At 61.6% G+C, this 24,770-nt stretch carries 23 protein-coding genes and 1 tRNA gene; 14 read left to right on the forward strand and 10 right to left on the reverse strand.

Annotated elements, in window-relative coordinates; genetic code table 11:
* Nucleotide 1 precedes the first annotated feature (1 nt).
* Genes FIU90_RS12135 through FIU90_RS12150 form a run of 4 tightly spaced genes read left to right on the forward strand, consistent with a single transcriptional unit; the run spans nt 2 to nt 3,414 of the window.
* Nucleotides 2-1,081 (forward strand): branched-chain amino acid aminotransferase, encoded by a 1,080-nt coding sequence (locus FIU90_RS12135; RefSeq protein WP_152435007.1) that lies wholly within the window; start codon nt 2-4, stop codon nt 1,079-1,081.
* Nucleotides 1,078-1,818 (forward strand): hypothetical protein, encoded by a 741-nt coding sequence (locus tag FIU90_RS12140; RefSeq protein ID WP_152435008.1) that lies wholly within the window; start codon nt 1,078-1,080, stop codon nt 1,816-1,818. The genes FIU90_RS12135 and FIU90_RS12140 overlap by 4 nt, the downstream gene beginning before the upstream one ends.
* Complete coding sequence (locus tag FIU90_RS12145; RefSeq protein WP_152435009.1) at nt 1,815-2,747, forward strand: rhodanese-related sulfurtransferase; 933 nt, start codon at nt 1,815-1,817, stop codon at nt 2,745-2,747. Before FIU90_RS12140 ends, FIU90_RS12145 begins: the two co-directional genes overlap by 4 nt.
* Before the next feature lies 1 nt (nt 2,748).
* A complete protein-coding gene (locus FIU90_RS12150; RefSeq protein ID WP_152435010.1) occupies nt 2,749-3,414 on the forward strand; it encodes a glutathione S-transferase in 666 nt (221 codons plus the stop codon).
* Here FIU90_RS12150 and FIU90_RS12155 read toward each other — a convergent pair.
* The gene (locus FIU90_RS12155; protein ID WP_152435011.1) at nt 3,411-4,313 is read right to left on the reverse strand and encodes a LysR family transcriptional regulator; all 903 of its coding nucleotides are present in this window, start codon (nt 4,311-4,313) and stop codon (nt 3,411-3,413) included. The genes FIU90_RS12150 and FIU90_RS12155 overlap by 4 nt on opposite strands.
* A 111-nt stretch (nt 4,314-4,424) precedes the next feature.
* Between FIU90_RS12155 and FIU90_RS12160 the strand changes: the two genes are divergently transcribed.
* Nucleotides 4,425-5,126, forward strand: a complete 702-nt coding sequence (locus FIU90_RS12160; RefSeq protein WP_152435012.1) for a pirin family protein — start codon at nt 4,425-4,427, stop codon at nt 5,124-5,126.
* 80 nt (nt 5,127-5,206) lie between these two features.
* Nucleotides 5,207-5,800: an FMN-dependent NADH-azoreductase gene (locus FIU90_RS12165; protein WP_152435013.1), complete on the forward strand. Its 594-nt coding sequence runs from the start codon at nt 5,207-5,209 to the stop codon at nt 5,798-5,800.
* A 57-nt stretch (nt 5,801-5,857) separates the two neighbouring features.
* Here the strand turns inward: FIU90_RS12165 and FIU90_RS12170 are convergent, their stop codons facing one another.
* Nucleotides 5,858-7,933 carry an NAD(+) synthase gene (locus tag FIU90_RS12170; RefSeq protein WP_152435014.1) on the reverse strand — a complete coding sequence of 692 codons (2,076 nt, stop codon included), beginning with the start codon at nt 7,931-7,933 and terminating at the stop codon, nt 5,858-5,860.
* Nucleotides 7,934-7,992: 59 nt separating this feature from the next.
* Nucleotides 7,993-9,003 (reverse strand): DNA topoisomerase IB, encoded by a 1,011-nt coding sequence (locus tag FIU90_RS12175; RefSeq protein ID WP_152435015.1) that lies wholly within the window; start codon nt 9,001-9,003, stop codon nt 7,993-7,995.
* A 120-nt stretch (nt 9,004-9,123) separates the two neighbouring features.
* On the opposite strand from FIU90_RS12175, the gene yghU reads away from it, so the two are divergent.
* The 3 genes from yghU to FIU90_RS12190 all read left to right on the forward strand — a co-directional run bounded on the left by yghU (nt 9,124) and on the right by FIU90_RS12190 (nt 11,573).
* Nucleotides 9,124-9,984, forward strand: a complete 861-nt coding sequence (gene yghU / locus FIU90_RS12180) for a glutathione-dependent disulfide-bond oxidoreductase (protein WP_152435016.1) — start codon at nt 9,124-9,126, stop codon at nt 9,982-9,984.
* 84 nt (nt 9,985-10,068) lie between these two features.
* The gene (locus FIU90_RS12185) at nt 10,069-11,451 is read left to right on the forward strand and encodes an MFS transporter (RefSeq protein ID WP_172970253.1); all 1,383 of its coding nucleotides are present in this window, start codon (nt 10,069-10,071) and stop codon (nt 11,449-11,451) included.
* A 47-nt stretch (nt 11,452-11,498) separates the two neighbouring features.
* Nucleotides 11,499-11,573 (forward strand) — tRNA-Gln (locus FIU90_RS12190).
* A gap of 119 nt (nt 11,574-11,692) precedes the next feature.
* On the opposite strand, the gene FIU90_RS12195 is transcribed toward FIU90_RS12190, so the two are convergent.
* From FIU90_RS12195 to FIU90_RS12225, 7 genes are all read right to left on the reverse strand, one after another.
* The gene (locus FIU90_RS12195; RefSeq protein ID WP_152435018.1) at nt 11,693-12,466 is read right to left on the reverse strand and encodes an SDR family NAD(P)-dependent oxidoreductase; all 774 of its coding nucleotides are present in this window, start codon (nt 12,464-12,466) and stop codon (nt 11,693-11,695) included.
* Nucleotides 12,467-12,551: 85 nt separating this feature from the next.
* Nucleotides 12,552-13,508, reverse strand: a complete 957-nt coding sequence (locus FIU90_RS12200) for an NAD(P)/FAD-dependent oxidoreductase (RefSeq protein ID WP_152435019.1) — start codon at nt 13,506-13,508, stop codon at nt 12,552-12,554.
* Between the two features lie 62 nt (nt 13,509-13,570).
* Complete coding sequence (gene egtD, locus FIU90_RS12205; protein WP_152435020.1) at nt 13,571-14,557, reverse strand: L-histidine N(alpha)-methyltransferase; 987 nt, start codon at nt 14,555-14,557, stop codon at nt 13,571-13,573.
* 4 nt (nt 14,558-14,561) lie between these two features.
* The gene (gene egtB / locus FIU90_RS12210) at nt 14,562-15,797 is read right to left on the reverse strand and encodes an ergothioneine biosynthesis protein EgtB (RefSeq protein WP_152435831.1); all 1,236 of its coding nucleotides are present in this window, start codon (nt 15,795-15,797) and stop codon (nt 14,562-14,564) included.
* 175 nt (nt 15,798-15,972) lie between these two features.
* Nucleotides 15,973-17,055: a sensor domain-containing diguanylate cyclase gene (locus tag FIU90_RS12215; protein ID WP_172970254.1), complete on the reverse strand. Its 1,083-nt coding sequence runs from the start codon at nt 17,053-17,055 to the stop codon at nt 15,973-15,975.
* A 128-nt stretch (nt 17,056-17,183) separates the two neighbouring features.
* Complete coding sequence (locus FIU90_RS12220; RefSeq protein WP_152435022.1) at nt 17,184-18,569, reverse strand: class II 3-deoxy-7-phosphoheptulonate synthase; 1,386 nt, start codon at nt 18,567-18,569, stop codon at nt 17,184-17,186.
* Nucleotides 18,570-18,690: 121 nt separating this feature from the next.
* Nucleotides 18,691-21,696, reverse strand: a complete 3,006-nt coding sequence (locus FIU90_RS12225) for an insulinase family protein (protein ID WP_152435832.1) — start codon at nt 21,694-21,696, stop codon at nt 18,691-18,693.
* Nucleotides 21,697-21,802: 106 nt separating this feature from the next.
* Here FIU90_RS12225 and FIU90_RS12230 point away from each other — a divergent pair, with 106 nt between their 5' ends.
* From FIU90_RS12230 to FIU90_RS12250, 5 genes are all read left to right on the forward strand, one after another.
* Entirely contained in the window at nt 21,803-22,384 is a 582-nt protein-coding gene (locus tag FIU90_RS12230; protein WP_152435833.1) for a NifU family protein, read from the forward strand.
* A gap of 28 nt (nt 22,385-22,412) precedes the next feature.
* Nucleotides 22,413-23,021, forward strand: a complete 609-nt coding sequence (locus FIU90_RS12235; RefSeq protein ID WP_152435023.1) for a malonic semialdehyde reductase — start codon at nt 22,413-22,415, stop codon at nt 23,019-23,021.
* A 37-nt stretch (nt 23,022-23,058) separates the two neighbouring features.
* Entirely contained in the window at nt 23,059-23,679 is a 621-nt protein-coding gene (gene tsaB / locus FIU90_RS12240; RefSeq protein WP_152435024.1) for a tRNA (adenosine(37)-N6)-threonylcarbamoyltransferase complex dimerization subunit type 1 TsaB, read from the forward strand.
* Nucleotides 23,676-24,146: a GNAT family N-acetyltransferase gene (locus tag FIU90_RS12245; protein ID WP_152435025.1), complete on the forward strand. Its 471-nt coding sequence runs from the start codon at nt 23,676-23,678 to the stop codon at nt 24,144-24,146. The genes tsaB and FIU90_RS12245 overlap by 4 nt, the downstream gene beginning before the upstream one ends.
* 126 nt (nt 24,147-24,272) lie before the next feature.
* Nucleotides 24,273-24,707 (forward strand): MucR family transcriptional regulator, encoded by a 435-nt coding sequence (locus tag FIU90_RS12250; RefSeq protein WP_152435026.1) that lies wholly within the window; start codon nt 24,273-24,275, stop codon nt 24,705-24,707.
* The last annotated feature ends 63 nt before the right edge of the window (nt 24,708-24,770 follow it).

Genomic DNA, 24,770 nt, shown 5'->3' on the forward strand with positions numbered 1-24,770 from the left:
CATGGAATTCACGCACGTCCCCCACCCCTCGCCCACACCCGACGACGTTCGCGAGGCGCGCATCGCCGACCCCGGTTTCGGCACGGTGTTCACCGATCACATGGTCACCATCGACTACGACGAGGCCAGGGGCGGCTGGCAAACCCCGGTGCTTGGGCCGCGAGAGGCGATCCCGCTCGATCCGGCGGCAAGCGTGTTGCATTACGCGCAGGAAATTTTCGAGGGCATGAAGGCCTTCACCCATGCCGAGGGCGGCCTTGCGCTGTTCCGGCCCGAAGCGAATGCCGCGCGCTTCAACGCCAGCGCCCGGCGCATGGCGATGCCCGAAATACCCGAGGAACTGTTCCTCGCATCGGTCCGCAAAATCGTGCTCAAGGATGCCGCGTGGATGCCGCAAATCGAAGGCGGCTCGCTTTACATCCGCCCCTTCATGTTCGCCTCCGAGGCGTTTCTCGGCGTGCGCCCTGCCAAGCAGTACAAGTTCGTCGTGATCCTGTGCTCGTCGGGCAATTACTTCAAGGGCGGGGTCAACCCGGTGAAAATCTGGGTTTCTCAGGACTATGTCCGCGCGGCCCCCGGCGGGACCGGAGCGGCCAAGACCGGCGGCAATTATGCAGCCAGCCTCGTCCCCCAGGCAGAGGCCATCGCGCATGGCTGCGACCAGGTGGTGTTCCTCGATGCGGTCGAGCGGAAATGGGTCGAGGAGCTGGGCGGGATGAACCTGTTCTTCGTCCGCGCCGACGGCAGTGTCATCACCCCGCCGCTTACCGGCACGATCCTGCCCGGCATCACCCGCGACAGTCTGATCGCGATGCTGCACGAGGAGGGATACGAGGTTCGCGAGGAACCCTATTCGATCGCGCAGTGGCGCGAAGAAGCCGAGAGCGGCGACCTGCTCGAAACGCTGGCCTGCGGAACGGCGGCGGTCGTCACCCCGGTCGGCACCGTTGCCTCGCCCGCAGGCGAGTTCAGCATCGGTAGCGGCGGCATCGGCCAGATGGCGCAGAAGATGCGCGAGAAGCTGGTCGGCCTGCAACACGGCAAGGTCGAGGACACACACGGCTGGGTGACGCGGATTTGAAGAGAGCGCTCGCCACCGCGCTGATCGCCCTCGGCGCTGCTCTATCCGGCGGTTCCGCTTCGGCTAACGAACCTGCGAACGATGAGCCTGCTTTTAACGCCAAGCACGCGGTTCTCGCCGAGGCCTTCGCTCCCGAACGTTTCTTTCGAGGGCGCTTCGGCTTTGATCCTTTGCTCACCATTCTCCATCTGGGCGACGACTACAGTTATCCGATCTACGCGATTGCGGTGTTTCGAGGATGTCATCGCGACGACGCGGAAGGTGACCGCAGTTGCATCGACCGCCTGCGGGCCCGGATGGTGCGCGCGCCCTATGATGGCGAACCCGAACGCCCGCGTTATCGGGGCTTGGAATTGCTCACGACCCTGCGAACACTCGCCGTCAGCAATCGCGAGGAGCTGATCACTGTGCTCGATAAGGGTGCAGTGGAGTGGTTGGAGGCCGACCTCGCGACTTGCCCGGCGGCGTTGGCAAAGGCTCGTGAGGCGGAGAAATTGGCATTTTTCAACCAGTCTCTTGTCGCGGATGATGACGACATGGCGATAGTGATCCATTCCGACACGATCAAACTGACCTTCACCCCGAATTATTTCACGAAGCTCAGTTTCGATGGCAGCCCGTTGCGCGGCACGCCCGGCCTTTGGGGCTATGATTTCGCTCAATCGCTCGAGGAATGCTGGGTGCCTTCACAAGCCACGCCTCCATGGCACCACGGCTCGGAAGAAGACAGCGAATGACCGATCCGATTCAGGTCGCCGCGCTCTACCAGTTCACGCCGTTCGACGATCCCGCCGCGCTCAAGGGACCGCTCGAGCAGGTGTGCCTCTCGAACCGCATCGGCGGTACGCTGCTGCTCGCGAAGGAAGGCATAAACGGCACCATCGCGGGCACGCGCGAGGGGCTTGATGCGGTGCTCTCCCACATCCGCGCGCTTCCCGGCTGCGCCGATCTCGACGTGAAGTTTTCGACCGCTTGCGAGATGCCCTTCAATCGCATGAAGGTGCGGCTGAAGCGCGAGATCGTCACCATGGGTCAGCCCGATATCGATCCTCGGGCGAGCGTCGGGCACTATGTCTCGCCCGCGGACTGGAACGATCTCATCTCCGATCCCGACACGCTCGTGATCGACACGCGCAACGATTACGAAGTCGCGATCGGCACTTTCAAGGGCGCGCTCGATCCCGAGACGCGCAGCTTCGGCGAGTTTCCCAAATGGTTCCGCGAGCACCGCGAGGAACTGCTCGAAGGCAAGAAAAAGGTCGCGATGTTCTGCACCGGCGGGATCCGCTGCGAGAAATCGACCAGCTTCCTGCGGCAGGAGGGGATCGACGAGGTCTATCATCTCAAGGGCGGGATCCTGAAATATCTCGAGACCGTGCCCAGGGACCAAAGTTTGTGGGAGGGCGACTGCTTCGTTTTCGACGAACGCGTGGCCGTGGGGCACGATCTCGCCCTGTCCGATTATCGGCTGTGCCGCGCCTGCCGCCGCCCGGTCTCTCCGCAAGATATGCAAAGCGAGTATTACGAGGAAGGCGTGAGCTGCCCGCACTGCATCGAGGAGAAGACCGAAGAGCAGCGCGAACGCTATCGCGAGCGCCAGCGACAGGCGCAACTGGCGAGGGAGCGCGGGGAAAGCCATGTCGGCACGCTCCCGCGCTCGCCCTAGGATGGCCGCGCTTCCGATCCTCTACTCTTTCCGCCGCTGCCCCTATGCGATGCGCGCGCGCATGGCGCTGTGGGTGGCGGGGATCACGGTGGAGCTGCGCGAGGTGAAGCTCGCCGACAAACCGCCCGAACTGATCGAGGTTTCCCCCAAAGCGACCGTCCCAGTGCTGGTTCTCGCCGACGGGACCGTGATCGACGAGAGCATCGCGGTGATGCGCTGGGCGCTGTCGCAAAGCGATCCCGAAGGCTGGCTGGCGGGCGACGATGCGTTGTCGGTTCTTGCGCTGATCGAGCGCAACGACGGGCCGTTCAAGCATCATCTCGACCGGTACAAATATCCCACGCGCTACCCCGAGGAGACCGACGGAGACGAGGACGCTTTGCGTTTGCACCACCGAAGCCAAGGCCTCGCGATCCTCGAGGAACTCGACGCGCGGCTCACCGGTCAGAACCAGCTGTGGGGCAGCACGCGGACGCTCGCCGATATCGCGATCTTCCCGTTCGTACGGCAGTTCGCCAACACCGACCGCGCGTGGTTCGATGCGCAAGGCCTGCCGCACCTGCAACGCTGGCTCGAAGGGCATATCGCCTCCGACCTCTTCCTATCCGTGATGCCCAAGTTCGCGCCCTGGAAAGCGGGCGACGAACCGATTCTCTTCGGCCCCTAATCGGGACAGCGTGAGAGCTGCTCGCGAAAGCTGTCGATAAGCCAGCTCGCCGCAGGGCCAAGCCGGTGGTCGCGCCTCCACATCGCGCTGAAGGGATAGAGAGCGCCCGGTTTTTCGGGAAGGTCGAGTTCGACCAGCCTTCCCTCCGCCAGATCGCGGGAAATCTGGTGGCGCGGCATATTGCCCCACCCGAGCCCTTGCTTCAGCAGCGAGTGCTTTGCTCCCAGATCGCCCAGCCGCCACGTAAGCGGGCTGAGCACCGAAAATTCCCGGCCCTGCGTAAAGTCGGAACGGTCGGCGAGCACCAGTTGCAGGTGCTTGCGGCTTTCACCCGGCGGGATGTCTCTCGCCGCGAGCGGGTGGCCGGGAGCGGCGACGGGTACGAGGTCGATCCTGCCGATTACCTGCCGCTCAAGCGATGGCAGGTCGCCAATCACTGGGCCGCCGATGGCTAGCTCGGCTCGCTCATCCAGTAGGCATTCGGCAACCGCGCCCAGCCCTTCGATATTGAGAGTGAGCGCGACCGTCGGGAACATGTCCCGGAATTCGCGCAACACAAGCGCCGTGACCTCGCCCGAAACCATGACATCGAGCACCAGTCCGACGCTGCTTTCCAGCCCCGCGTGGAGCGAGCGCGCTTTCGCCAAGAGTGCATCGACACGGTCTGCAATGCTTCGTGCTTCGGCCAGAAGCCCCTCGCCCGCTTCGGTCAGTACCGGCTTCTTCGATCCTTCGCGCTCGAACAGCGTAACGGCCAATTGCGCTTCCAGCTGCGCAACGCCGTAGCTGATTGCTGAGACGGCACGTCCGCTCGCCCGCGCCGCACCGCCAAAGCTCCCCTCTTCCACCACGGCCAGGAATATCCGAATCTGGTCGAGAGTGGGTTCGCCAAGCTTCATGGCCCTATGTTCAGATATTCAGAACATTTTGACAAGTTTTATCGCAGTTATCTTGAGGCACGATTCTGCCTATCTCCCGTTCAACACAGACACTCCAACGGGAGATAGGCCATGATCGAACTTCGTCCCTTTGAAACCCTTGGCGCCGCCAATCACGGCTGGCTCGATGCGCGCCACCATTTCTCATTCGCGAGCTACCATGATCCGAGCCGCGTTCACTGGGGCAACCTTCGCGTCTGGAACGACGACAGAATCGCGCCTGGCACCGGCTTTCCGACGCACCCGCATAACGACATGGAGATCATCACCTATGTGAGAGAAGGAGCGATCACACACCGCGACTCCATGGGCAATGAAGGCCGCACCGAAGCGGGCGATGTGCAGGTGATGAGCGCCGGCACAGGCGTGCAGCATTCGGAATACAACCTCGAAGACGAGGACACGACGCTGTTCCAGATCTGGATCATTCCGGACGAGCGCGGCGGCGAGCCCAGCTGGGGCGCGAAACAGTTCCCCAAGGGCGACCGCGCCGGTTCATTCGTACCGCTCGCCAGCGGTATCGCCAACGACGATGACGCTCTGAAGATCCGCACAAATGCCCGCGTGCTGGGTGCGACGATCAAGGCCGGCGAGAGCGTGACCTACGAAATCGGCGATGCTTCGCGGCACCTCTATCTCGTCCCCGCAACCGGGAAGGTGCGGGTCGATGATGTCGAAGCAAAGGCACGTGATGGTGTCGCCATTACACAGCTCGAACGTGTGACTGTGACCGCGCTCGAAGACAGCGAAGTCGTGCTCGTCGACGCGGCCTGAATCTTTGGCGGGCCGGCTGGATTCGCTTGACCGCAGGCCGGCCTGCCGCCCCTTTCTCGAAAGAATGGAGTAGCAAACCCATGACCCACATCCTTCACATCACCGCCTCGATCAGCGGCGAGGAAAGCGTTTCCACCGCGCTCGGCAACAAGCTCGTCGAAGGCCTGGCCGCGCGTTCGGGTGCAAGCGTGACCAAGCGCGATCTCGCGCAGAACGACATTCCCTATATCGATGCCCGGATATTCGAGGCGATGCTGACGCCCAAGGAGGACCGCACGCCCGAACAGCAGGAGCTTGCGGCCATCTCCGACAAGCTGATCGAGGAGCTTCAGGCTGCCGACACGATCGTCTTCAGTTCGCCGGTTTACAATTTTAGCGTGCCTGCGACGGTCAAGGCATGGGCGGACCTCGTCGCCCGCGCGGGCACGACGTTCAAATACACGGAAAACGGGCCGGTCGGCCTGCTCAAGGGCAGAAAAGCCTACATAACCGCCGCATCGGGCGGCACGCCGATGGGAAGCGACATGGATTACATGTCGCGCTGGCTCAAATTCTTCCTCCAATTCCTTGGCATCGAAGTCGTCGATGTGATCGCGGCCGACGGGACGCGGCTGCCCGATGCCGAAGCCCGGATCGAGGCTGCGCACCGCAAGATCGAGAGCATAATCGCCTGATCCACTTGGGGCCGGTCGTGAGCCGGGGCGCGGCGCCGCGCTCCGGCTCTTCTATCGTCATGTGTCCGGCAATGTCCCGGCAGGCAGGCTGGTGCGCAATTCCTCCAGCCACACATCGGCCACCGCATCGGAAGGGGCGCGCCAGTCACCGCGCGGCGAAAGCGCGCCGCCCGAAGACACTTTCGGCCCGTTGGGAAGCGCGCTGCGCTTGAACTGCGAAAATCCGAAAAAGCGCGCGAGGAATTTCTCCAGCCACTTCGCGATCGTGGCCAGATCGTATTCGTTCTTCCGACCGTCCGGAAATCCGGCGGGCCATTCGCCAGACTTCGCATCCTTCCACGCGTGCCATGCAAGGAACGCGACCTTACCCGGACGCTGCCCGTAGCGGATCGTGTGGTGGAGGAAGAAGTCGTTGAGCTCGTATGGCCCGATTGTCTCCTCGGTGCTCTGCAATTCCCCGTCCTCGCCCGGCGGCACAAGCTCGGGCGAAATCTCGGTATCGAGTATCGCAGCGAGCACCTCGGACGCGGCTTCGTCGAACTGCCCGGTCTGGATCGTCCAGCGGATGAGATACTGGATCAGCGTCTTGGGCACGCCAGCATTGACGCCGTAATGGCTCATGTGGTCGCCCACGCCATAGGTGCACCAGCCAAGGGCAAGCTCGCTCATATCGCCGGTTCCGATCACGAAGCCATGATGCTGCCCCGCCAGACGGAAAAGGTAATCGGTGCGCAGCCCTGCCTGCACGTTCTCGAACCCCACATCGTAATGCGGTTCGCCGTTCGAATAGGGGTGTCCCATATCTTCGAGCATGAGCCGCGCGGCCGGCTTGATGTCGATTTCCTCGGCGGTGATCTCCATCGCCTTCATCAGCTTCCACGCGTTGGATTTGGTCGTGTCCGACGTGCCAAATCCCGGCAGGGTGTAGCCACGGATAGTGGTACGCGGGAGGCCGAGCCGGTCGCAGGCCTTGGCCGCCACGATCAGCGCATGGGTGCTGTCGAGCCCCCCGGATATGCCGATCACCAGGCTTTTCGCATTCGTCGCCTGGATACGCCGCATCAGCGCATCGACCTGGATATTGAACGCCTCGTAACAATCCTCGTCAAGCGCATGCTGGCGATTGGGCACGAATGGGAAGCGGCGGATCGGGCGCTCCAGGCCGATATCGCCTTCGGCAAAAGCGTGCTCGAACACGATCCGGCGAAAGCTGTCCTGCGGCCGGCCATGCGCCTCCGCCGCGTCGGTGAATGTCTGGTTGCGCATCCGCTCGCCCGCGATGCGGTCGGTATCGATATCGACCACGCACATTTCCGGCTCAAGATCGAACCGCGCGCTCTCGGCCATCAGCTCGCCCAGCTCGTAGATCACGCCCTGCCCGTCCCATGCAAGGTCGGTCGTGCTCTCGCCGTGGCCGCTCGCCGAATAGACATAGGCGCAGATCGAGCGTGCGCTCGATGACCGGCAGTGGAGTTTGCGATCGTCGGCCCGGCCGATCGTGATCGGGGAGGCGGAAAGGTTGCACAGGATGTGCGCGCCCGCCAACGCGGCCAGTGTGCCGGGGGGATTGGGTGCCCAGAAATCCTCGCATATCTCGACCCCGAACGTGAAGCCGGGAAGGTTTGCCGCCGCAAAGACGAGGTCTGTCCCGAACGGCACCTCTTCGCCCGCGACCGCGATCCACAGATCCTGGCAATTGCGGCCATGGACGAAATAGCGTTTCTCGTAGAATTCGCGGTAGTTGGGGAGATAGCTCTTGGGGATCACGCCGAGCAGTTCGCCGCCTGCGATAACGAGCGCGCAATTGTAAACCTTGGAATTGCGTCGCAGCGCAGCTCCGACCACCAGGACCGGCGAAAGGTTCTCGCTGGCCGCGACCACCTCTGCCACCGCCGCCTCGACCCGGTCGAGCATGGCCGATTGCAGGTGCAGATCGTCGATTGCGTAGGATGACAGGCTCAGTTCGGGAAAGACGACGAGATCGACGCCGCGCGCATGGGCTTTTTCCGCCTCGGCGATCACGCCGGCGGTATTGAGCGCCACATCAGCGGTGCGATGGTGCGGCGTGGCGGTCGCCACGCGCACGAAGCCGTGGGCGTGCATGTCGTAAAAACTTTCGGCGCTGGCAGCCATATGCGCGTGAACTCCGAATTGCCTTGCCGAAGCTCACTAGCGGCTAAACCCTTAACTTCCTAGGCAGCAAGCAATTCTGCGGCCTCCGGGCTTTCTTCGAGCAGTTGGATCAACCCTCGTTCGTGCCGGGTAAGATAACGGGTGGCGCGCGGCATCCGGAGGTTTTCGCGCCATACTTCCCAGCCGCTATCGCGCGAAAGGATGTCGATCACGGCGGGGTGAATATAGCTGTTGCGTGCGACCACAGGTGTGTTGCCAAGTTTGTCCGAAACCTCCTCCAGCATCGAGCTGATAGTGGGGCGCGTTCTGGCCCGAGCGATCACCGAAAATGCGAGCACGCTCGCATGCCACGTGCGGAAGTTTTTCGCCGAAAACTCGTCTCCCATGACCTCGCGCAGATATTCGTTCACGTCCCCGCTGCCGATTGGCTGTCGTTGCCCGTCCTCATCGTAGTACTGGAAGAGATGATCTCCCGGCACGTCTCGCGCATCCTCCACCGCCCGCGCCAGAGCTTCATCCTCAAGCGTAATATGCCGCTCCTTTCCGCCCTTGCCGACGTAGCAGAGCTCGACAGTGCTGCCGTGGATTGTCGCATGCTGATCGCGCAGCGTGGAGGCTCCGAAGGAATTGTTGCTCTTCTTGTAGATTTCGTTCCCGATCCGAACGAAACCCATGTCGAGCAAGCGGACAACGGCAGCCAGAACGCGCGATCGCGTCGCATTGTCGCCATCAATGTCGGCTTCCACCCTTTTGCGGATCTTCGGAAGCATTTTGCCGAATTCAAGGCAGCGATCGAATTTCTCGCTCTCGCGCATCAGCCGGAATTCGGGGTGGTAGCGATATTGCTTGCGCTCGCGTTCGTCAAAACCGGTGGCGAGTATATGGCCGTTATTCATCGGGCAGAACCAGGCGTCGCGATAGGCTGGAGGCAGCGCAATACCGTTCAGCCGCGCACGTTCCTTGCGGCAGCGGATCAGTTCGCCTTCGGGCGAGTAATAGGCAAAGCCCCGCCCCGCACCGCGCCGCGTGATGCCCGGCAGGCTGTCATCGACATAGATAAGCTTCTCCATCGCAAAGGAAATGCGCCGCAGCGTTGCACGGTTCCGGCTTGCAAGGTGCAAAGCGAGTTGCCACGTCGCGTTTCACGGGTCAGACGAACAACCACTCCGAACGCTCATGGAGAAAAATACATGGCCGATCCCACTTACACCCCTCCCGAAGTCTGGAGCCCCGACACCGAATCCGGCGGTCGCTTCGCAAGCATCAACCGACCGACCTCAGGCGCGCGGGAAGAAAAGGAGCTGCCAGTCGGCAAGCACCCCTTCCAGCTGTATTCGCTCGCTACTCCCAACGGGGTGAAGGTGACGATCATGTTCGAGGAACTTCTCGAGCTCGGTCACAAGGATGCCGAATACGATGCCTTCACGATCAATATCGGCGAAGGCGAACAGTTCACCAGCGGCTTTGTTGCAATCAACCCGAACTCAAAAATCCCGGCCCTCGTCGATCGCAGCGGCGACAAACCGTTTCGCATTTTCGAAAGCGGCGCCATCCTTGTCCACCTCGCGGAGAAATTCGGCGAATTCCTGCCGACCGAACCGGCGGCTCGCGCCGAGACGCTTTCGTGGCTTTTCTGGCAGGTCGGCACCGGCCCGTTCATCGGCGGCGGCTTCGGCCATTTCTACGCATACGCGCCGGAAAAATACGAATACCCGATCAACCGCTACGCCATGGAAACCAAGCGGATTTTCGACGTCGCGGATAAAAGGCTGGCCGAGACGCGCTTCCTCGCAGGCGATGAATACACGATCGCCGATATGGCCAACTTCCCGTGGCTCGCGCCCTTCGTATTCGGCAACATCTACAATGAGGCGAAGCGCTTCCTTTCGATCGATGAATACGAAAACGTCGCGCGCTGGGTTTACGAAATCAACGAGCGTCCGGCGGTTCAACGCGGCAAGATCGTGAACAAGGTCTGGGGCGACGACGAGGCAACGCAGTTGCGCGAGCGCCATTCGGCGGCCGATTTCGAAGGCAAGAAGCTGCGCTGATCGCAGACCAAGAGCACCGGGAGGCCTAAGCGCTTGACTCGCAGGCCTCCCTCGCCTCCCTTCGCACTATGAAGGTCGCGCATCTTGCCTGAAACGAAGCACGAAAGGATCGGGCTGGGCGAGAAGCTCGGCTATGGCATTGGCGATCTGGCTTCGGGCCTGATCCTCAACTTTTTCGGCTTTTTCATGTTCTACTATTTCGTCGATCTCGGCGGGATAGCGCCTGCCGCGATCGGCATCATGCTGCTCATAACCAAGCTGATTGATGCGGCGACCGATCCTGCAATGGGCCTGATCGCGGATCGCACCAGAACCCGCTGGGGCCGCTACCGTCCGTATCTGCTGTTCGGCCCGATACCGCTTGCCCTTGCGATCACGCTGGTTTTTGCAGCGCCCGGCGATCTCGGCGAGACGGCGCTGCTGGTCTGGGCCTACGCGACCTACACGCTTGCCATGCTCGCCTTTACAGCCGTCAACGTGCCCTATGGCGGGCTGCTCGGCGTAATCTCGCCATCGTCGCGGCAGAGAGCCAATGTCACAGGCTTTCGCATGTTCTTCTCGGCCTTTGGAGGAATTCTCGTCGGAGTGCTCGGCACGACGCTCGTGCGGGAACTCGGCGGAGGCGACGAAAAACTCGGCATATTGCTCACGATGAGCTGCATAGCGGCGGTATCGGTCTTCTGCCTGCTGACCACGTTCTTCACCACGAAAGAGCGGGTTCCGCCTGCGGGGACCAACGGTTCACCGTGGGCCGATATCGGTGTGCTGGTGCGCAGCGCCCCCTGGATCGTCGTGGCGATTGCCGCAATTCTCGGCGTGACGGCAATCGCATCGCGCGCGGCAACCGCGCTGTTTTTCTATGAATATGTGGTGGGCGACGATGGCCAGCCGGTCTTCGGGATCCTCGATCGCCCTGCGCTGTTCCTGACTGGCCTTGCCCTCGGCCAGGTGACCGGAGTGATCCTTGGCAGCGCGTTGCAAAGATGGTTCGAGAAATCGCATCTCCTGATCTTTGCCGGATTGCTCAAATCCGCAATGATCGTGCTGTTCTTTTTCCTGCCGCTCGATGCCATCTGGCCGCAGACATTCGTGCAATATCTCGTGGGCATCGGCTTCGGGATGCTGATGGTTCTGTCCTACGCCATGTTCACCGATATCGCGGAATTCATCGAATGGAGATCGGGGCGCCAGATGACCGCGCTGGTCATTGCCGCATCGGTTTTCGGGGTGAAATTCGGCATCGGTGTCGGCTCGGCAATCCCCGGCCTGGTGCTGGAGATGACGGGTTTCGTACCCGGCGCGCAGCAGAGCGAGACAGCCCTGCTCGGCATCCAGCTTTCCTTCGCGATCATCCCGGCCGCGGTCATGATCCCCGCGGCTATCGCGGTGATGTTCTACGGCATCGACCGCGGCGTCATTTCCAAGGTCGAAAGCGATCTGTCCGCCCGCCGCGCCCGGGCGGTGTAAATTCGCTTCACATCCCTGCTGAAGCCGCTATATCGCACGCCTCCTGCTGGGGTGTAGCCAAGTGGTAAGGCACCGGTTTTTGGTACCGGCATTCGCAGGTTCGATCCCTGCCACCCCAGCCATCTATTCCTTTAGACCCTCAAACGCCGGGCGCGGGCCATCCGGCCCGCTTGGCTTCGCCGCATAGGCGTCGACGCGCAGTCCCGCTTGCGGCCCCAAGGGGCCGACGTCTTGCTCTTTCTTAGCTCCCCGAAGATGGCTTGCCAGAGGCCTGGATGCATTGCCCGGTGACCCACTCGCTTGCAGGCGAGACGAGGTAGAGCACCAGGGCGGCGATATCGCGCGGCGTGCCCAGCCTTCCTGCCGGAAGCGCCAGTTGCTCGAGCAGCGGGCCGAAATCCTCGTCCGTCATGTTAAGCGCCTTCTTCACCGTGTCGGTCGGCACGAAGCCGGGAAGGATTGCATTCACCCGCGTTCTTGGCCCCAATTCCATCGAGAGCGTGCGGGTCAGCATCAGCACGCCCGCCTTGGCCGCGCTGTAATGCGCGCTGCCCGGAAACGGCTCAACCGCCGCAAGCGAGGAAATGTTCACCATCGCGCTGCCCTCGCCCAGATGCGGAACCGCCGCCTGCACGCTGTAGAAGATCGAGGACAGGTTGACCGCCAGCGTCTTGTCCCATTCGGCCGGATCGAGCTCGGCCAGGGGGGCGGAGATGAGCGAACCGCCGGCATTGTTAACCCAGATATCGAGCCTGCCGAATTCGTCCATCGCCCGCTGGGCAAGCGCTTCCATGGCGTCCATTGAAGACACATCGGTCGGCTGCGTGATAGCGCGCCCGCCTTCATTGTTGGCGTTGATCGCCCGCGCTGTGTGTTCGATCTGGTCGGCGGAGCGGGCGGCGCAGACCACATTAGCCCCCGCCTCGGCGAGCATGGTGGCGTTACCCTCTCCGATGCCGCGCCCCGCGCCTGTCACAACGGCGGTTTTTCCCGTCAGATCGAACAATCCATGCATCGCCAACTCTCCCTCGTTGCAGGAGAGCTAGGCTGGCGCGCGGGCTCACGTCCACTATCGCTTCTATTGACCTGTTTATTGGCGGTTAAGCCTCAGCGAGCATCTTTTCGGCAAGCGCAGTGCCAGAAATCCATGCTCCCTCGACCCGCGGTGAATGAAGGTAATCACCGGCAATTCCAATCCGATTCGTCCGATCGAAGCGTGCGGGCTCTCCATCAACCGGCTCGGCCATCGAATAGAGCCAGCGATGCGCCGCGAGGTGGATCGGATCCACCGGGGTCGTGCCGGTCTGTTCGAAAAAATCTTGGAGCAGGATCGGGCCGACCTCTTCCTTCGGCAAATCGAGCAGCTCGCGGCTGCGCGAAGGCGATGCGTGCAGCACCCAGCATTCCTTACCCGAACGCGAGGGCTTGGCAGAATTGCGCGCCGCCCAACTGACCCGCGCATCTGCATCTCGAAAAGCGTCGCTTTCTATGTCGAGCGGCTGCGAAAAGCCTGCCATCACTGCCCAACACGGTTCGGATCTGGCGCCCGCAGCGACTTTCGCAAGGTCCGGCGCGACGGGTTCAAGCAGCTCGTGGGCCTGTTCGGCGGGAATGGCGACCAACACGCTTTTCGCCAGAAAATCGTCGCCTTCGGTTTCAACCCTCCAGCCGTTACGTTCGCGCACGATTGCACTTGCCCGGCAATTCCATTGCACACCGACATTCTGCGCCATTGCCTTGATCGGGCTGTTCATGCCGGGAGTCCCGACATAAGCATCCTCCCCAGCCTCCGGCCATGGCGCGACCACGCCTTGCGATTGCCATGCCTTTACTGCGGTGGCGAAGTCGGGATTGCGCGCGGTGAAGTACTGCGCACCGTGATCGAACGAAACCATCTCTCCCGCAATTTCGGCCCGTCTCGTAGACATGCGACCTCCGGGGCCCCGCCCCTTGTCGATGACCTTCATTGTCAAGCCGGCCCCGGACAGGCGGGTCGCGCAGGCCAGCCCGGCCATCCCGGCGCCAATTACGCATATATCGATGTCGAAGTATCCCATTTCGCACCAACGCCCGCAGGGGGAATGGGTTTCAATTCAGCAGCGTCCTGGTTCGAATTTGGTCAGGGCGCGCTGCGGGGAGGCCTTGCTTCGGCGAGGATCAGCGAAAAGCGGGCCTTGCCATCGAGCCAGCGGGTTTGCGGTTCCCATCCCCCCGCAAGCAGCAACGTGTTCGCGGTGCGGCGATCGAATTTGTGGCTGTTCTCTGTGTGGATCGTGTCTCCCGCACGCATCGAAAAGTCTTCGCCACATACGGTGAACCCGATGTCGCGCGAAGCGACCAGGTGCATCTCGATGCGCGCAAAATCGTCGACCCAGCGCGCCTCGTGGTTCAACGCGTCCAGCGGAATGTCGCCATCAAGCTCACGATTGATCCGGCGTACAAGGTTGTAGTTGAATTCCGCTGTAACGCCTGCCGCATCGTCATAGGCAGCGACCAGAACCTCTTCATCCTTGATAAGGTCCATACCGATAAGAAGCTGCGCGCCGGTTCCCAGCGTCTCGCGCATGTTGCGCAGGAGGTCGACCGCGGTGCGCGCGACCATGTTGCCAATGGTCGAACCGGGAAAGAAGCCGAGCTTGGGCAAGTCGGCGATTTCTTTTGGCAGCTCGACGGTGCGCATGAAATCCGCCTCGACCGGATAGACTGGCAGACCCGGGAATTTTGTCGCCAGATCGGCGGCTGCCGCGCGCAGGAAATCGCCCGAGATGTCGAGCGGGACGTAGGCCGCCGGTTTGATAGCCTTCAGCAGCAGCGGTGTCTTCACCGAAGAACCCGAACCGAATTCGACCACGGCACGCCCCCTGCCGATCAGGTCCGCAAACTCGCCTGCGCGGTCCGTCAGAATCTCGGTCTCGGCCCGTGTAGGATAGTATTCGGGAAGCTGCGTGATGTCCTCGAACAGCTGCGATCCGGCATCGTCGTAAAGCCAGCGTGCCGGTATTGCCTTCTGCTCTTGCGAAAGACCCTCGAGCACATCGGCACGAAAGGCGTTGTTCACGCCCTCCTCGTCGTGGTCGACGAGCCGCAGCCCCTTCTTCGTCATCATAGCCTCAAAGGTCCTTTGCTAGCCGCAGGCCGGTGAATTGCCAGCGCTGGTGGGGGTAGAAGAAGTTGCGGTAGGACGCGCGTGAATGCCCGCGCACCGTCGCGCAACTCGCACCCTTCAGCACGAACTGGCCGCTCATAAACTTCCCGTTGTATTCGCCGACTGCGCCCTCGGCAGGCCGGTAGCGCGGGTAAGGCAGGTAGGCCGAGCGGGTGAACTGCCAGCAATCACCGAATAGCGCCTCTCCCCCTTGGGGATGCGGGGCCTCGGCGCGGTCGAGCTGGTTGCCGTTTCCAGGGTCGTGCGCCGGTTCGACACCCTCCTGCCCGCGCGCGACAGCCTCCCACTCGAATTCGGTCGGGAGACGCGCACCTGCCCATGTCGCAAACGCATCGGCCTCGTAATAGGAAATGTGCGTCACCGGCGCTTCGGGATCGCGCACTTGCCATCCCTGATGCGTGAAGACCTCGTCCCCTCGCCAGTAGAGCGGCGCGGCAATCGCATGCTCTTTCACCCAGGCCCAACCGTCGGAAAGCCACAGCGCCGCCGTGTCATATCCGCCGTCGGCGATAAATTCGGCCCAGAGCGCATTGGTCACGAGCCGGCGCGAAAGTGCAAACGGCTCCAACAATACGCGGTGCGCCGGGCCTTCGTTGTCGAACGCGAAACCTCGTCCCTGATGGCCGACCAACGCGATGCCGCCCGGATGTTCATGCCATCCTGCCTCGCCTGCCCCGGTGGACATTGCCGGTTCGGGACCGCCGCCGAACATCGCCGGACCTGCAGGATTCTGAAACAGGGCATGCTTGATGTCGGTCAGCAGCAATTCGATGTGCTGCTGCTCGTGCGCGATGCCGAGCGCGACCAGATCGGCAAGTGCCGGATCGCGCAGCAACGGCTCCACCGCATCATCGACCGCGCTGCGCCAATCGAGCACCTCTTCCAGCGAAGGCCGCGAAAGCATTCCGCGTGAAAACCGTGCGATCCGCTTCCCTTCAGCCTCGTAATAAGAATTGAAAAGAAACGAGTATCCCTCGTCGAACAACGCGTAACTCTTCACGCGGTCGCGGAGCAGGAAGGTCTCCCAGAACCATGTCGTGTGAGCGAGGTGCCATTTCGCCGGTGATGCGTCCTCCATCGATTGCAGGGTCGCATCGGCATCGGTGAGCGGTTCGACCAGCGCTTCGGTCAACGATCGGGTCGCATGAAAACTCTCGGCAAGGCCCTGACCCGTTACCATGTCACTGGAATCGCGGTGAATGTTCCGTGGCACAGACCTCTCCTGCAGCATCGGCTCAAACGGTCGAGCGCACAAGCATCATGAAGCAAGCGCATGACAATTGAAAGGCGCGCAAGCTATTGAATCCGCGACAAGTTGTCGCATGGCTGGGTGAGCTGAAGCTGAGACGCCGTGCTCAGGCGGCGAGTTGCACCCTGTTCCTGCCTTTGGATTTCGCAGCATAGAGCGCGCTATCTGCGCGCGCGAAAAGGGTGAGCGAAGTGTCTTGCGGATCGAGTTCTGCGATCCCGGCACTGATCGTGACAGCTGGCACCTTGTCGGTCGAGCTGCCTTCAGCAATGGCAAGGCGCAATCGCTCGGACATGACCCGCGCAATGGTTTCGGTGGCGCCCGGTACGACCCAGATGAACTCTTCCCCCCCAACTCTGCCGATCACATCGTCTTCGCGGGCCTGATCCTGCGCGATCTGCGCAACCTTCTTCAGCACCTTGTCGCCTTCCACGTGACCATAGGTGTCGTTGACTGACTTGAAGTGATCGATATCGAAGACGACCAATACGAGCGGCATCGTCGATCGGCGCGCGTCGACGATCAGGCTGTCGAGTCGCTCCATGGCACTGCGGCGATTGGCGAGGCCGGTCAGCGGGTCGGTCGCGGCCAGCTCGCGCGCACGGCTTGCTTCGCGCACAGCGGCAGCGCGGGAGAATTCGAGTTCGCGCACGCGTTCGATCCGGTCCGTATCGTCGCGCACCACGGCGACCACACGGTCGGTTCCCCCGCTCTGGGACTTCAGGTTGCAAGCCTTAACTTCGATTGAACGCAGTTCTCCATCGAAGCCGTACAGTTCGTAGTGCAGCTGATACGGCCCGTCTTTATCGAGCCGCTCGCGCACCGCGTGGACAAGATCGATATTGTTGGCGAACAGCATCGTTTCGGCATCGCCGTCGACAAGAGGCTCGTCACCCTCGACGCCGAAGATCTTGCGAAGCCCATCGGACCATTGCTGGCGTCCCGTTGCCGGATCGCACTCCCAGATACCGATGCCGGCGATCTCCTCCGCGAGGCAGGCGGTGCGGACAAACTCGTTGATACGCGCGGCCCGTTTGCGGGCGAGTTCGGCAACAAACCGGGTATCGCGGCGTGCGGCGACGAGCGCTGCGAGCAGGACCAGCGACACGAGTGCTAGGGCGAGACAAACACTGGCAAGGATCGTCTCGTTCGACAGCATAACCGGCAGACCGATGCCAGCGGTACCCACCGGAAATGCATGTATGGAGGAAAGCAAGTTCGACATGCGGGCGGGCTTAGCGCACAAGCCCCTAAGGCCGCCGAGCGCGGCCACCACGTCAAACTACCTAGGACACCTCGAAACGTGTCGCCGGGCAATCAGGCGGCGTCGGCTTCCTTGTCGCCCTGGCGCCCACTGATTTCGTCATTGAGCATCTCGGCAAGCAGGAACGCGAGTTCCAGCGACTGTTCGGCATTGAGGCGCGGATCGCAATGCGTGTGATAGCGATCGCCCAAGGCATCGTCGGTTATGGCAACGGCACCGCCCACGCATTCGGTCACGTCCTGGCCGGTCATCTCGATATGGATACCGCCCGGATGCGTGCCCTCGGCGCGGTGCACCGCAAAGAAGCCCTTCACCTCGCTGAGGATGCGGTCGAAAGGCCGCGTCTTGTAGCCGCTTTCCGACTTGATGACATTGCCATGCATCGGATCGCAGCTCCACACAACCGGATGCCCTTCGCGCTTCACGGCGCGGACGAGTTTGGGCAGGCCGTCTTCCACCTTGTCATGGCCATATCGTGTGATGAGCGTAATACGCCCCGGTTCGCGCGACGGGTTGAGCACGTCGAGCAGTTCGAGCAACGCATCGGGTTCAAGCGAAGGCCCGCATTTCATCCCGAGCGGATTGCCGATGCCACGCGCAAACTCGATATGCGCGCTTCCCGGAAAACGGGTGCGATCGCCGATCCACAGCATGTGCGCAGAGGTTGCATACCAGTCGCCGGTGAGCGAATCCTGCCGCGTCAGCGCCTGTTCGTAAGGCAGAAGCAGCCCTTCGTGACTGGTGTAAAAGCTCGTGCCCTTCAACTGCGGCACGGTCGCCGGATCGATCCCGCATGCTTCCATGAAATCGAGCGCTTCGCCAATCCGGTCGGCAGTCTTTGCGAACCTCTCGGTCCACGGGGTGCGCCCCATGAAATCGAGGGTCCATTGGTGGACCTGCTGAAGGTTCGCGTAGCCGCCGCCGGCAAAGGCACGCAGCAGGTTGAGCGTCGCTGCCGCCTGGCTGTAGGCGCGGACCATCCGGTTCGGATCGTTGCGCCGCTGGACAGGATCGAATTCGATCCCGTTAATGTTGTCGCCGAAATAGCTGGGCAGCGTCACATCGCCCTTTGTCTCGGTTGGTGAAGAGCGCGGCTTGGCAAACTGGCCCGCCATTCGCCCGACCTTCACGACAGGGCGCTTGCTCGCAAAAGTCATAACAACCGCCATTTGCAGCAGCACGCGGAACGTATCGCGAATGTTGTTCGGGTGGAATTCGGCAAAGCTCTCGGCACAGTCACCGCCCTGCAGCAGGAACGCCTTGCCATTGGCGACTTCCGCAAGATCGGATTTGAGGCGGCGCGCCTCTCCTGCGAACACCAGAGGCGGATAGGCCGAAAGGGTCGCCTCTGCTTCGGCGAGTTCGGCGGCGTCCTCATAGTGCGGCAGGTGCCGCGCTTCGTGGGACTTCCAGCTTTCCGGTTTCCAGTTCTGAGCCATGGTAGAATTCTTCAAATCAACAACGGGGCGCGCACCTATCGCGGGCGCACACTATATGTAAAGCGTGAAAGCCCTTCGGGACAATATTATTTCACGCACCGGTTAACGAGTTGGGCGCAACCTAGCGACCTACAATCTCGGGCCGAGAAGCGGCGGGCATGCTGGCGACACCAGCCGGAGGCGCGATACTCTCGGGTGCTTCTGCAAGCTCCTGACCTTCGGGTATCACCGCCAGCTTCAAAGGCTTGCGCTGTCCGAAATATCGTTCGGCAAGGAATTGCATGTTCACCGGGCTGGTACGCGAATAATCGACCAGCAGGTATTTCAGCATCTCGATCCGCACCGGATCGGTGGTCGCACCTTCTAGATTTCGGAGCCAAAACTGGTTCCCGGTCGAGGCGCGCTGGATCACCTGGCGCAGCGGCCCGGTTACGCGCTCAATCTCGTCCTGGCTCGGCGGGGTTGTCGCGAGGTCGTGAGCGATCCGGTCGGCTTCCGCGAAGAAGATCGGCACGAAATCTGGCTCAAGCTGGGCGTAGGCGGTGATCGTTCCGCCAGCCGAAAGGTCGATCGGCCAATCGGAGAAGACCTGCGGCGAATAGCTCGCACCCGCCTCTTCACGCAGCGCCTCGAGCAATCGGTTGTTGAATACCTGAGTCAGTATTTCAAGCTGACGAGATTCGCGAATGCTCGCCATACCGCCGCCGCTGCGCCACGCGAGCACGGCCGCAGCCTGGTTGGCATCGCCACGGTGATTGAGAACGGTAGGCTGGCCATCCGTCTCCGGGAATGAAGGGACGCGCGCGGCAACCTCTTCCGGGATCGGTTCACGCTCTGGAAGCGCGCCGAAAGTCCGGCGCAGTTTTTCGACAATCGCGTCGCGATCGAACTCGCCGAAAACCAGCACCTCGATCGGCCCCTGCTTCAGAAGCGGTTCCCACACCTCGCGGAATCCTTCGGGTGTGACGCTTTCGAGAGCTTCGGGGTCAGGTGTTGCGAAACGCGGATCCTTGTCGGTGACAAGGTATTCGAGGTCGCGGTTCACGATCCCGCCCGGGCTGGTCGAATAGGTGTTGTAGGCGAGCTTCGATGCCGCCTTGGCGCGGATCACCGGTTCGGGATCCCAGCGCGGCATGCCTAGCTTGGCTGCAAACAGGTAAAGCTGATCGGCCACGTCGGAAGAGCGCGTTTGCGCGGTAAAAGTGAAAACCGCATCCTCGATCCCGAAATCGAAACCAAGCTTGCGTCCGGTTGCAAGCCGGTCGATCTCGGATTGACCAAGTTCCCCTAGGCCCGACCCGACGAGAGCTGCGTTGCCGATTTCGGCATACACAGCATTGCTCGCGTCGAACGCGCGGTAGCCGGAACCGAAGCGCACCTTCACGGTCACGCGACCTGGCTCGGCATCGTTTGCCCACAGCAACGCGCGCACACCGTTATCGAAATTCACCTGTTCGATTTCGAGTACGCCGATCTGGCGTTCTTCGGTGATCGTGCCCGGCTCGCCGATAGGAGGAAGATCTTCAAACGAGATCGACTTTGCGGCCAGCCGCGCGCTCGAATCGACTTCAACTTCGCTGGCGAGCGCAAGTTTGAGCGCTTCGCTGTCCGCCTCGCCGATAGCAGGGGTCACGTAAACGGAACGCACCACGTCGCCTTCGAACAAGGCCTTGGTTCGAGCGAGGACTTCTTCGGGATTGAAACGGTCCTTCATCCCGCGAAACACGTCGAGCACGACCTGCGAGGATGCCACGGTTTCGCGAATATCGACAGCGTTGACGAGGTTGTCGGCAAGCCGCGATCCGGCCTCGACACTCGCCTGTTCGACCTGATTAAGGAAAACCACATCGAATTCAGCGACTTCGCGGTCGATCTCTTCCTGCGTCGGCGGGTTCTGGATCGCGTCCTGGATTACTGCGCGCACATCGGCAAGCGCTGCCCTCCAATCCTCGGAGAGCGGCGCGAAGGTAACGAAGGTTGCGTCGGTCGAGCGGGAAAGATCATCCTGCTGGACTTGCGCATAGAGGTATGAGCCACCGCCACGAGCTCGCTCTTCCAACCGGCGGTTGATGATCGACTGCGCGATGGCATCGAGCAGCAGGCCTTCATTGTAGACGATGGTGTCCTGCACCTGTCGCCACGGGCGCATAATTGCATAGGTGAGATTTCGCGGGAGGTCGGGTTCGACACCGACAGCAAGCTCGCCAATCGGCCACCCGCTCCCGGCCGCTCGCTCAGTGCCTTCCGGCGCGACCGGATCGCCAAATTCGGGTGCTTGCGCCGCCTCGCCGGTCCCTTCCCAATCGCCGAACCTCTGCTCGACGAGGCCGGCCAGCACTTCGGGCTCGGCATCACCAGCGACGACTATCACGGTGTTTTCGGGGCGATACCAGCGGTCGTAGAACTCCTGGATGCGAGGTGCTGTCGCTGCCTGGAGCGTTTCGACCGTACCGATCGGGCTGCGTGTCGATAAGCGCTGACCGGCAAAGAATGTTTGCCGGGTCAGATCGGCGACACGCTGAGCAGCGCCGCCGCGCTCCCGCTTTTCGGCGAGCACGATCGGGCGCTCAGCCGCGACGTTTTCCTCGCTCAGCACCGGCTCGCGGACCATGCCCGAAAGCAGTTTGAAGCTTTCGAAAAGTTTGGCGCGGTTTATGTCCGGGATGTCGAGTTTATAGACGGTGTGGGTTGGACTGGTTTCGGCATTGGCGTCGCTGCCGAAGGTCGCGCCCAAACGCTGCCACGCGGCAATTGCCTCGCCCTGTCCCAGATACTTGCTCTCGCGAAACAGCATGTGCTCAAGGAGGTGAGCATAGCCCTGCTCCCAATCGCGCTCGTGCAAAGAGCCGGCGTCGATACGGACCCGGATCGAAACCTGGTTCGGCGGCACACCGTTCTTGCGCACGGCATAGCGCAGCCCGTTCTCCATTTCGCCGAACACCCATTGCTCATCGACCGGCACGTCACTGCCGCGATAGAGCCAAGGAACCTCGCCTTCGGGCGTAACGGCCGTTGGCGCAGGAATGTGCGGCTCGGCAGGAGCCTCCTGTGCGATCGCAGGAAATGACAGCGCCACAGGTGCGGCGACGATGACGAGCGCGCCAAACGCGCGGTAAAGTGCATGCATAGCGCGTATATAGAGGGCGAAGTGCTGAAGGGATAGTGAATGATGCTTGCCGGCCATTGAGCACAGCTTTCTTGCCGCACGCCCTGCCCGCCCCTATCTGGGTGGCATGTTCATCGAAACCGAAACCACGCCGAACCCTTCGAGCCTCAAATTCCTTCCCGGGCGCACCGTAATGCCCTCGGGCACGCGCGAATTCGCATCGCCCGAAGCCGCCGAGGCAAGTCCGCTTGCACAGGCCATCTTCGATACTGGCGAAGTCGTTAATGTCTTTTTCGGCTCGGATTTCGTCACCGTCACTGCCGCGCCGGGCTCTGACTGGTCGGCGCTGAAACCGCAGGTCGTCTCTATCCTGCTCGACCATTTCGTCTCGGAAGCGCCGCTGTTCGCAGGTGGCAGTGCTGACGGTATCAGCGTCCCCGCCGAAGACGAGGAAATGATCGTCGAGGATAAGGAAGAGGACGCAGAGACTATCGCCGCGATCCATGAGCTGCTCGAAACCCGCGTTCGCCCGGCAGTCGCAGGCGATGGCGGCGACATTGCCTATCGCGGGTTTTCAGAAGGAGTAGTCTACCTCTCGCTACAAGGCGCATGCGCGGGTTGCCCTTCCAGCACGATGACTCTCAAGCAAGGCATCGAAAGTCTCCTGAAACATTACGTCCCCGAAGTCGTTGAAGTCAGAGCAGCCTGAAACTCAAGACTCTACCCCAAGGATTTCCATGACCCAGCAATTCCACGATCACGTCCTTTCGGACGAGGCTCTTGCGCAGCTCTTCAACGAAGCGCGCAGCTACAATGACTGGCTCGACAAGGACGTTTCGGACGAGCAGCTTCACGCAATCTGGGATCTGCTGAAAATGGCCCCGACTTCGGCGAACATGCAGCCGGTGCGGATCGTGTGGGTAAAATCGGACGATCAGAAGGCGAAGCTCGCCAAATGCGCGTCAGAGGGCAATCGGGACAAGATCAAGGCCGCACCCGTCACTGCCGTGATCGGCTATGACATCGACTTTCACGAAGAGCTGCCGTGGCTCTTCCCGCACACCGATGCGAAAAGCTGGTTCGAAGGCGACGAAGAAGGCCGCAAGGAAGGCGCGTTCCGCAATTCCTCGCTCCAGGGCGCGTACCTCATCCTCGCCGCTCGCGCGGTTGGACTCGATTGCGGGCCTATGTCGGGCTTCGATCAGGACAAGGTCAACGAGGCGTTCTTCGGCGATGAGCCGCGCCACCGCGTGAATTTCATCTGCTCGGTTGGATATGGCGACCCCAAAAGCATTTTCGACCGTTCGCCGCGGCCCGATTTCGACAAGTTCAATCGCATTGTCTGACTTGCGAGAGCGCGTTTGCTGAGGCAGGGCCTGCGGCATGCGCACGCTCGCTATCGAGACGGCCACCGAGGCTTGTTCTGTCGCCCTGTTCGCGGGCGGCGAACTCATGGCGCACGACCACCGCGTTCTCGGGCGCGGCCATGCCGAGCAACTGGTACCGATGATCGCCGAGCTGCCGGACAAGGGGCGCGCTGACCGCATTCTCGTTTCGCTCGGCCCCGGCAGCTTTACCGGCGTGCGCATCGGCATCGCGACCGCTCGCGCGCTCGGTTTCGCCTGGCAGGCAGAAGTCTTCGGCTATCCAACACTCGCTTTGGTGGCCGCAATGACAGGCTGCGATCGACCCGTGACCGTGTGCATGAATGGCGGCCACGGTGAGTGGTTCATCGCCGATTTCGGTCCCGACCTCTTGGCCCAAAACGAAATGTCTTCTCTTGCTCCATCCGCAGCGGTCGAGCGAGGGGCGCAGCAAGTCATTGCAGGAAGCAAGGCAAGCGAATTCGCCGAACTTCTCGGCTCAGGGCACGAAGCGCGCGATCTCCTGCCTGATGCGCGGCACACAGCTACTCTCCCCGGCGCGATCCTGACTGGCAACTTGGTTCCTATTTACGGCCGGGCACCCGATGCGACACCGCAGAAGGCGAGACAGGCCACATGAGCGACCCGGCCCATCTCGTCGACGCGATCATGCAGGTGATGGAAACCGCCTTCGACCCTACCTATGGCGAGGCGTGGAACAGACGGCAGGTTGCCGAAGCGTTGGCACTTCCAAATACAAACGCGCTGCTCATCGACAAGAACGGCGTCCCGATCGAAAGCGCCAATGGGCGCGTTCCCGCAGGCTTCGTCCTCACCCGCAAAGGAGCCGACGAGGAGGAATTGCTGTTGATCGCTGTCGCTCCCGAGTATCGGGGAAGCGGCCTCGGCAGGATCTTGATCGAGTTACTGTTCTCGGAGGCGCGCTCGCGTTCGACTTCGCGTATCTTCCTCGAAATGCGGCGCGGCAATCCGGCGGAACATCTCTACCGCAGATCGGGCTTCGAACCTATCGGCGAGCGCCCCAACTATTATCGCACGAGCGATGGCAGTCGCATCGATGCCATTACTTTTGGTCGCACCATCTAAATTCGCAGTAACCATCTCATTTTGAGGCAAAATCGTAGCGGCTTATTGCAAAGCTGCGAAAGCTGGTTCATGGACAAGTAATCGGGCCGGAGAGTCCGAATAACAATAATTGCGAGTGAGGAACTCATGCAAGACCTAGAAATCGAAATGAAGGAGACGCTGATTACGCTCACCAGCGATATCGTCGCCGCGCATGTCAGCAATAATGAAGTTAAAGTCGACGACGTACCGGCGTTGATTACCAACGTGTTTTCAGCTCTTTCGTCGCTCGGCGAAGACGACGGTAAGGAAGAACCGCGGCCAGAACCGGCCGTTTCAATCCGCACTTCGATCAAGAAGGATCACATCGTCTGCCTCGATTGCGGCAAGAAGATGAAGATGCTCAAGCGTCACCTTTCGACCGAACACGATATGTCGCCTGAAGAATACAAGGCGCGTTGGGAACTGCCGGCAGACTACCCGCTGGTGGCACCAAACTATGCGGAAACGCGTCGCGATCTCGCGAAAAAGATCGGCCTCGGTCGCAAACCGGGCGCTCGCCGCGGACGCAAGAAGAAGTAAGCGTTGCAGTTAGCCGCTTCCCTCGCTGGGGGTGACGGCTTTCGGCCAACTTGAGCAAGGCAC

It is taken from the genome of Erythrobacter sp. THAF29, assembly GCF_009363635.1.
Classification (GTDB): Bacteria; Pseudomonadota; Alphaproteobacteria; order Sphingomonadales; family Sphingomonadaceae; genus Erythrobacter.

Bases quoted from the DNA above. Each gene is read 5' to 3' on its own strand.
- FIU90_RS12135 (WP_152435007.1), top strand. From the start codon at position 2: ATGGAATTCACGCACGTCCCCCACCCCTCGCCCACACCCGACGACGTT.
- FIU90_RS12145 (WP_152435009.1), top strand. From the start codon at position 1,815: ATGACCGATCCGATTCAGGTCGCCGCGCTCTACCAGTTCACGCCGTTC.
- FIU90_RS12150 (WP_152435010.1), top strand. From the start codon at position 2,749: ATGGCCGCGCTTCCGATCCTCTACTCTTTCCGCCGCTGCCCCTATGCG.
- FIU90_RS12155 (WP_152435011.1), bottom strand. From the start codon at position 4,313: ATGAAGCTTGGCGAACCCACTCTCGACCAGATTCGGATATTCCTGGCC.
- FIU90_RS12160 (WP_152435012.1), top strand. From the start codon at position 4,425: ATGATCGAACTTCGTCCCTTTGAAACCCTTGGCGCCGCCAATCACGGC.
- FIU90_RS12165 (WP_152435013.1), top strand. From the start codon at position 5,207: ATGACCCACATCCTTCACATCACCGCCTCGATCAGCGGCGAGGAAAGC.
- FIU90_RS12170 (WP_152435014.1), bottom strand. From the start codon at position 7,933: ATGGCTGCCAGCGCCGAAAGTTTTTACGACATGCACGCCCACGGCTTC.
- FIU90_RS12175 (WP_152435015.1), bottom strand. From the start codon at position 9,003: ATGGAGAAGCTTATCTATGTCGATGACAGCCTGCCGGGCATCACGCGG.
- yghU (WP_152435016.1), top strand. From the start codon at position 9,124: ATGGCCGATCCCACTTACACCCCTCCCGAAGTCTGGAGCCCCGACACC.
- FIU90_RS12195 (WP_152435018.1), bottom strand. From the start codon at position 12,466: ATGCATGGATTGTTCGATCTGACGGGAAAAACCGCCGTTGTGACAGGC.
- FIU90_RS12200 (WP_152435019.1), bottom strand. From the start codon at position 13,508: ATGGGATACTTCGACATCGATATATGCGTAATTGGCGCCGGGATGGCC.
- egtD (WP_152435020.1), bottom strand. From the start codon at position 14,557: ATGATGACGAAGAAGGGGCTGCGGCTCGTCGACCACGACGAGGAGGGC.
- egtB (WP_152435831.1), bottom strand. From the start codon at position 15,797: ATGGTAACGGGTCAGGGCCTTGCCGAGAGTTTTCATGCGACCCGATCG.
- FIU90_RS12220 (WP_152435022.1), bottom strand. From the start codon at position 18,569: ATGGCTCAGAACTGGAAACCGGAAAGCTGGAAGTCCCACGAAGCGCGG.
- FIU90_RS12225 (WP_152435832.1), bottom strand. From the start codon at position 21,696: ATGCATGCACTTTACCGCGCGTTTGGCGCGCTCGTCATCGTCGCCGCA.
- FIU90_RS12230 (WP_152435833.1), top strand. From the start codon at position 21,803: ATGTTCATCGAAACCGAAACCACGCCGAACCCTTCGAGCCTCAAATTC.
- FIU90_RS12235 (WP_152435023.1), top strand. From the start codon at position 22,413: ATGACCCAGCAATTCCACGATCACGTCCTTTCGGACGAGGCTCTTGCG.
- tsaB (WP_152435024.1), top strand. From the start codon at position 23,059: ATGCGCACGCTCGCTATCGAGACGGCCACCGAGGCTTGTTCTGTCGCC.
- FIU90_RS12245 (WP_152435025.1), top strand. From the start codon at position 23,676: ATGAGCGACCCGGCCCATCTCGTCGACGCGATCATGCAGGTGATGGAA.
- FIU90_RS12250 (WP_152435026.1), top strand. From the start codon at position 24,273: ATGCAAGACCTAGAAATCGAAATGAAGGAGACGCTGATTACGCTCACC.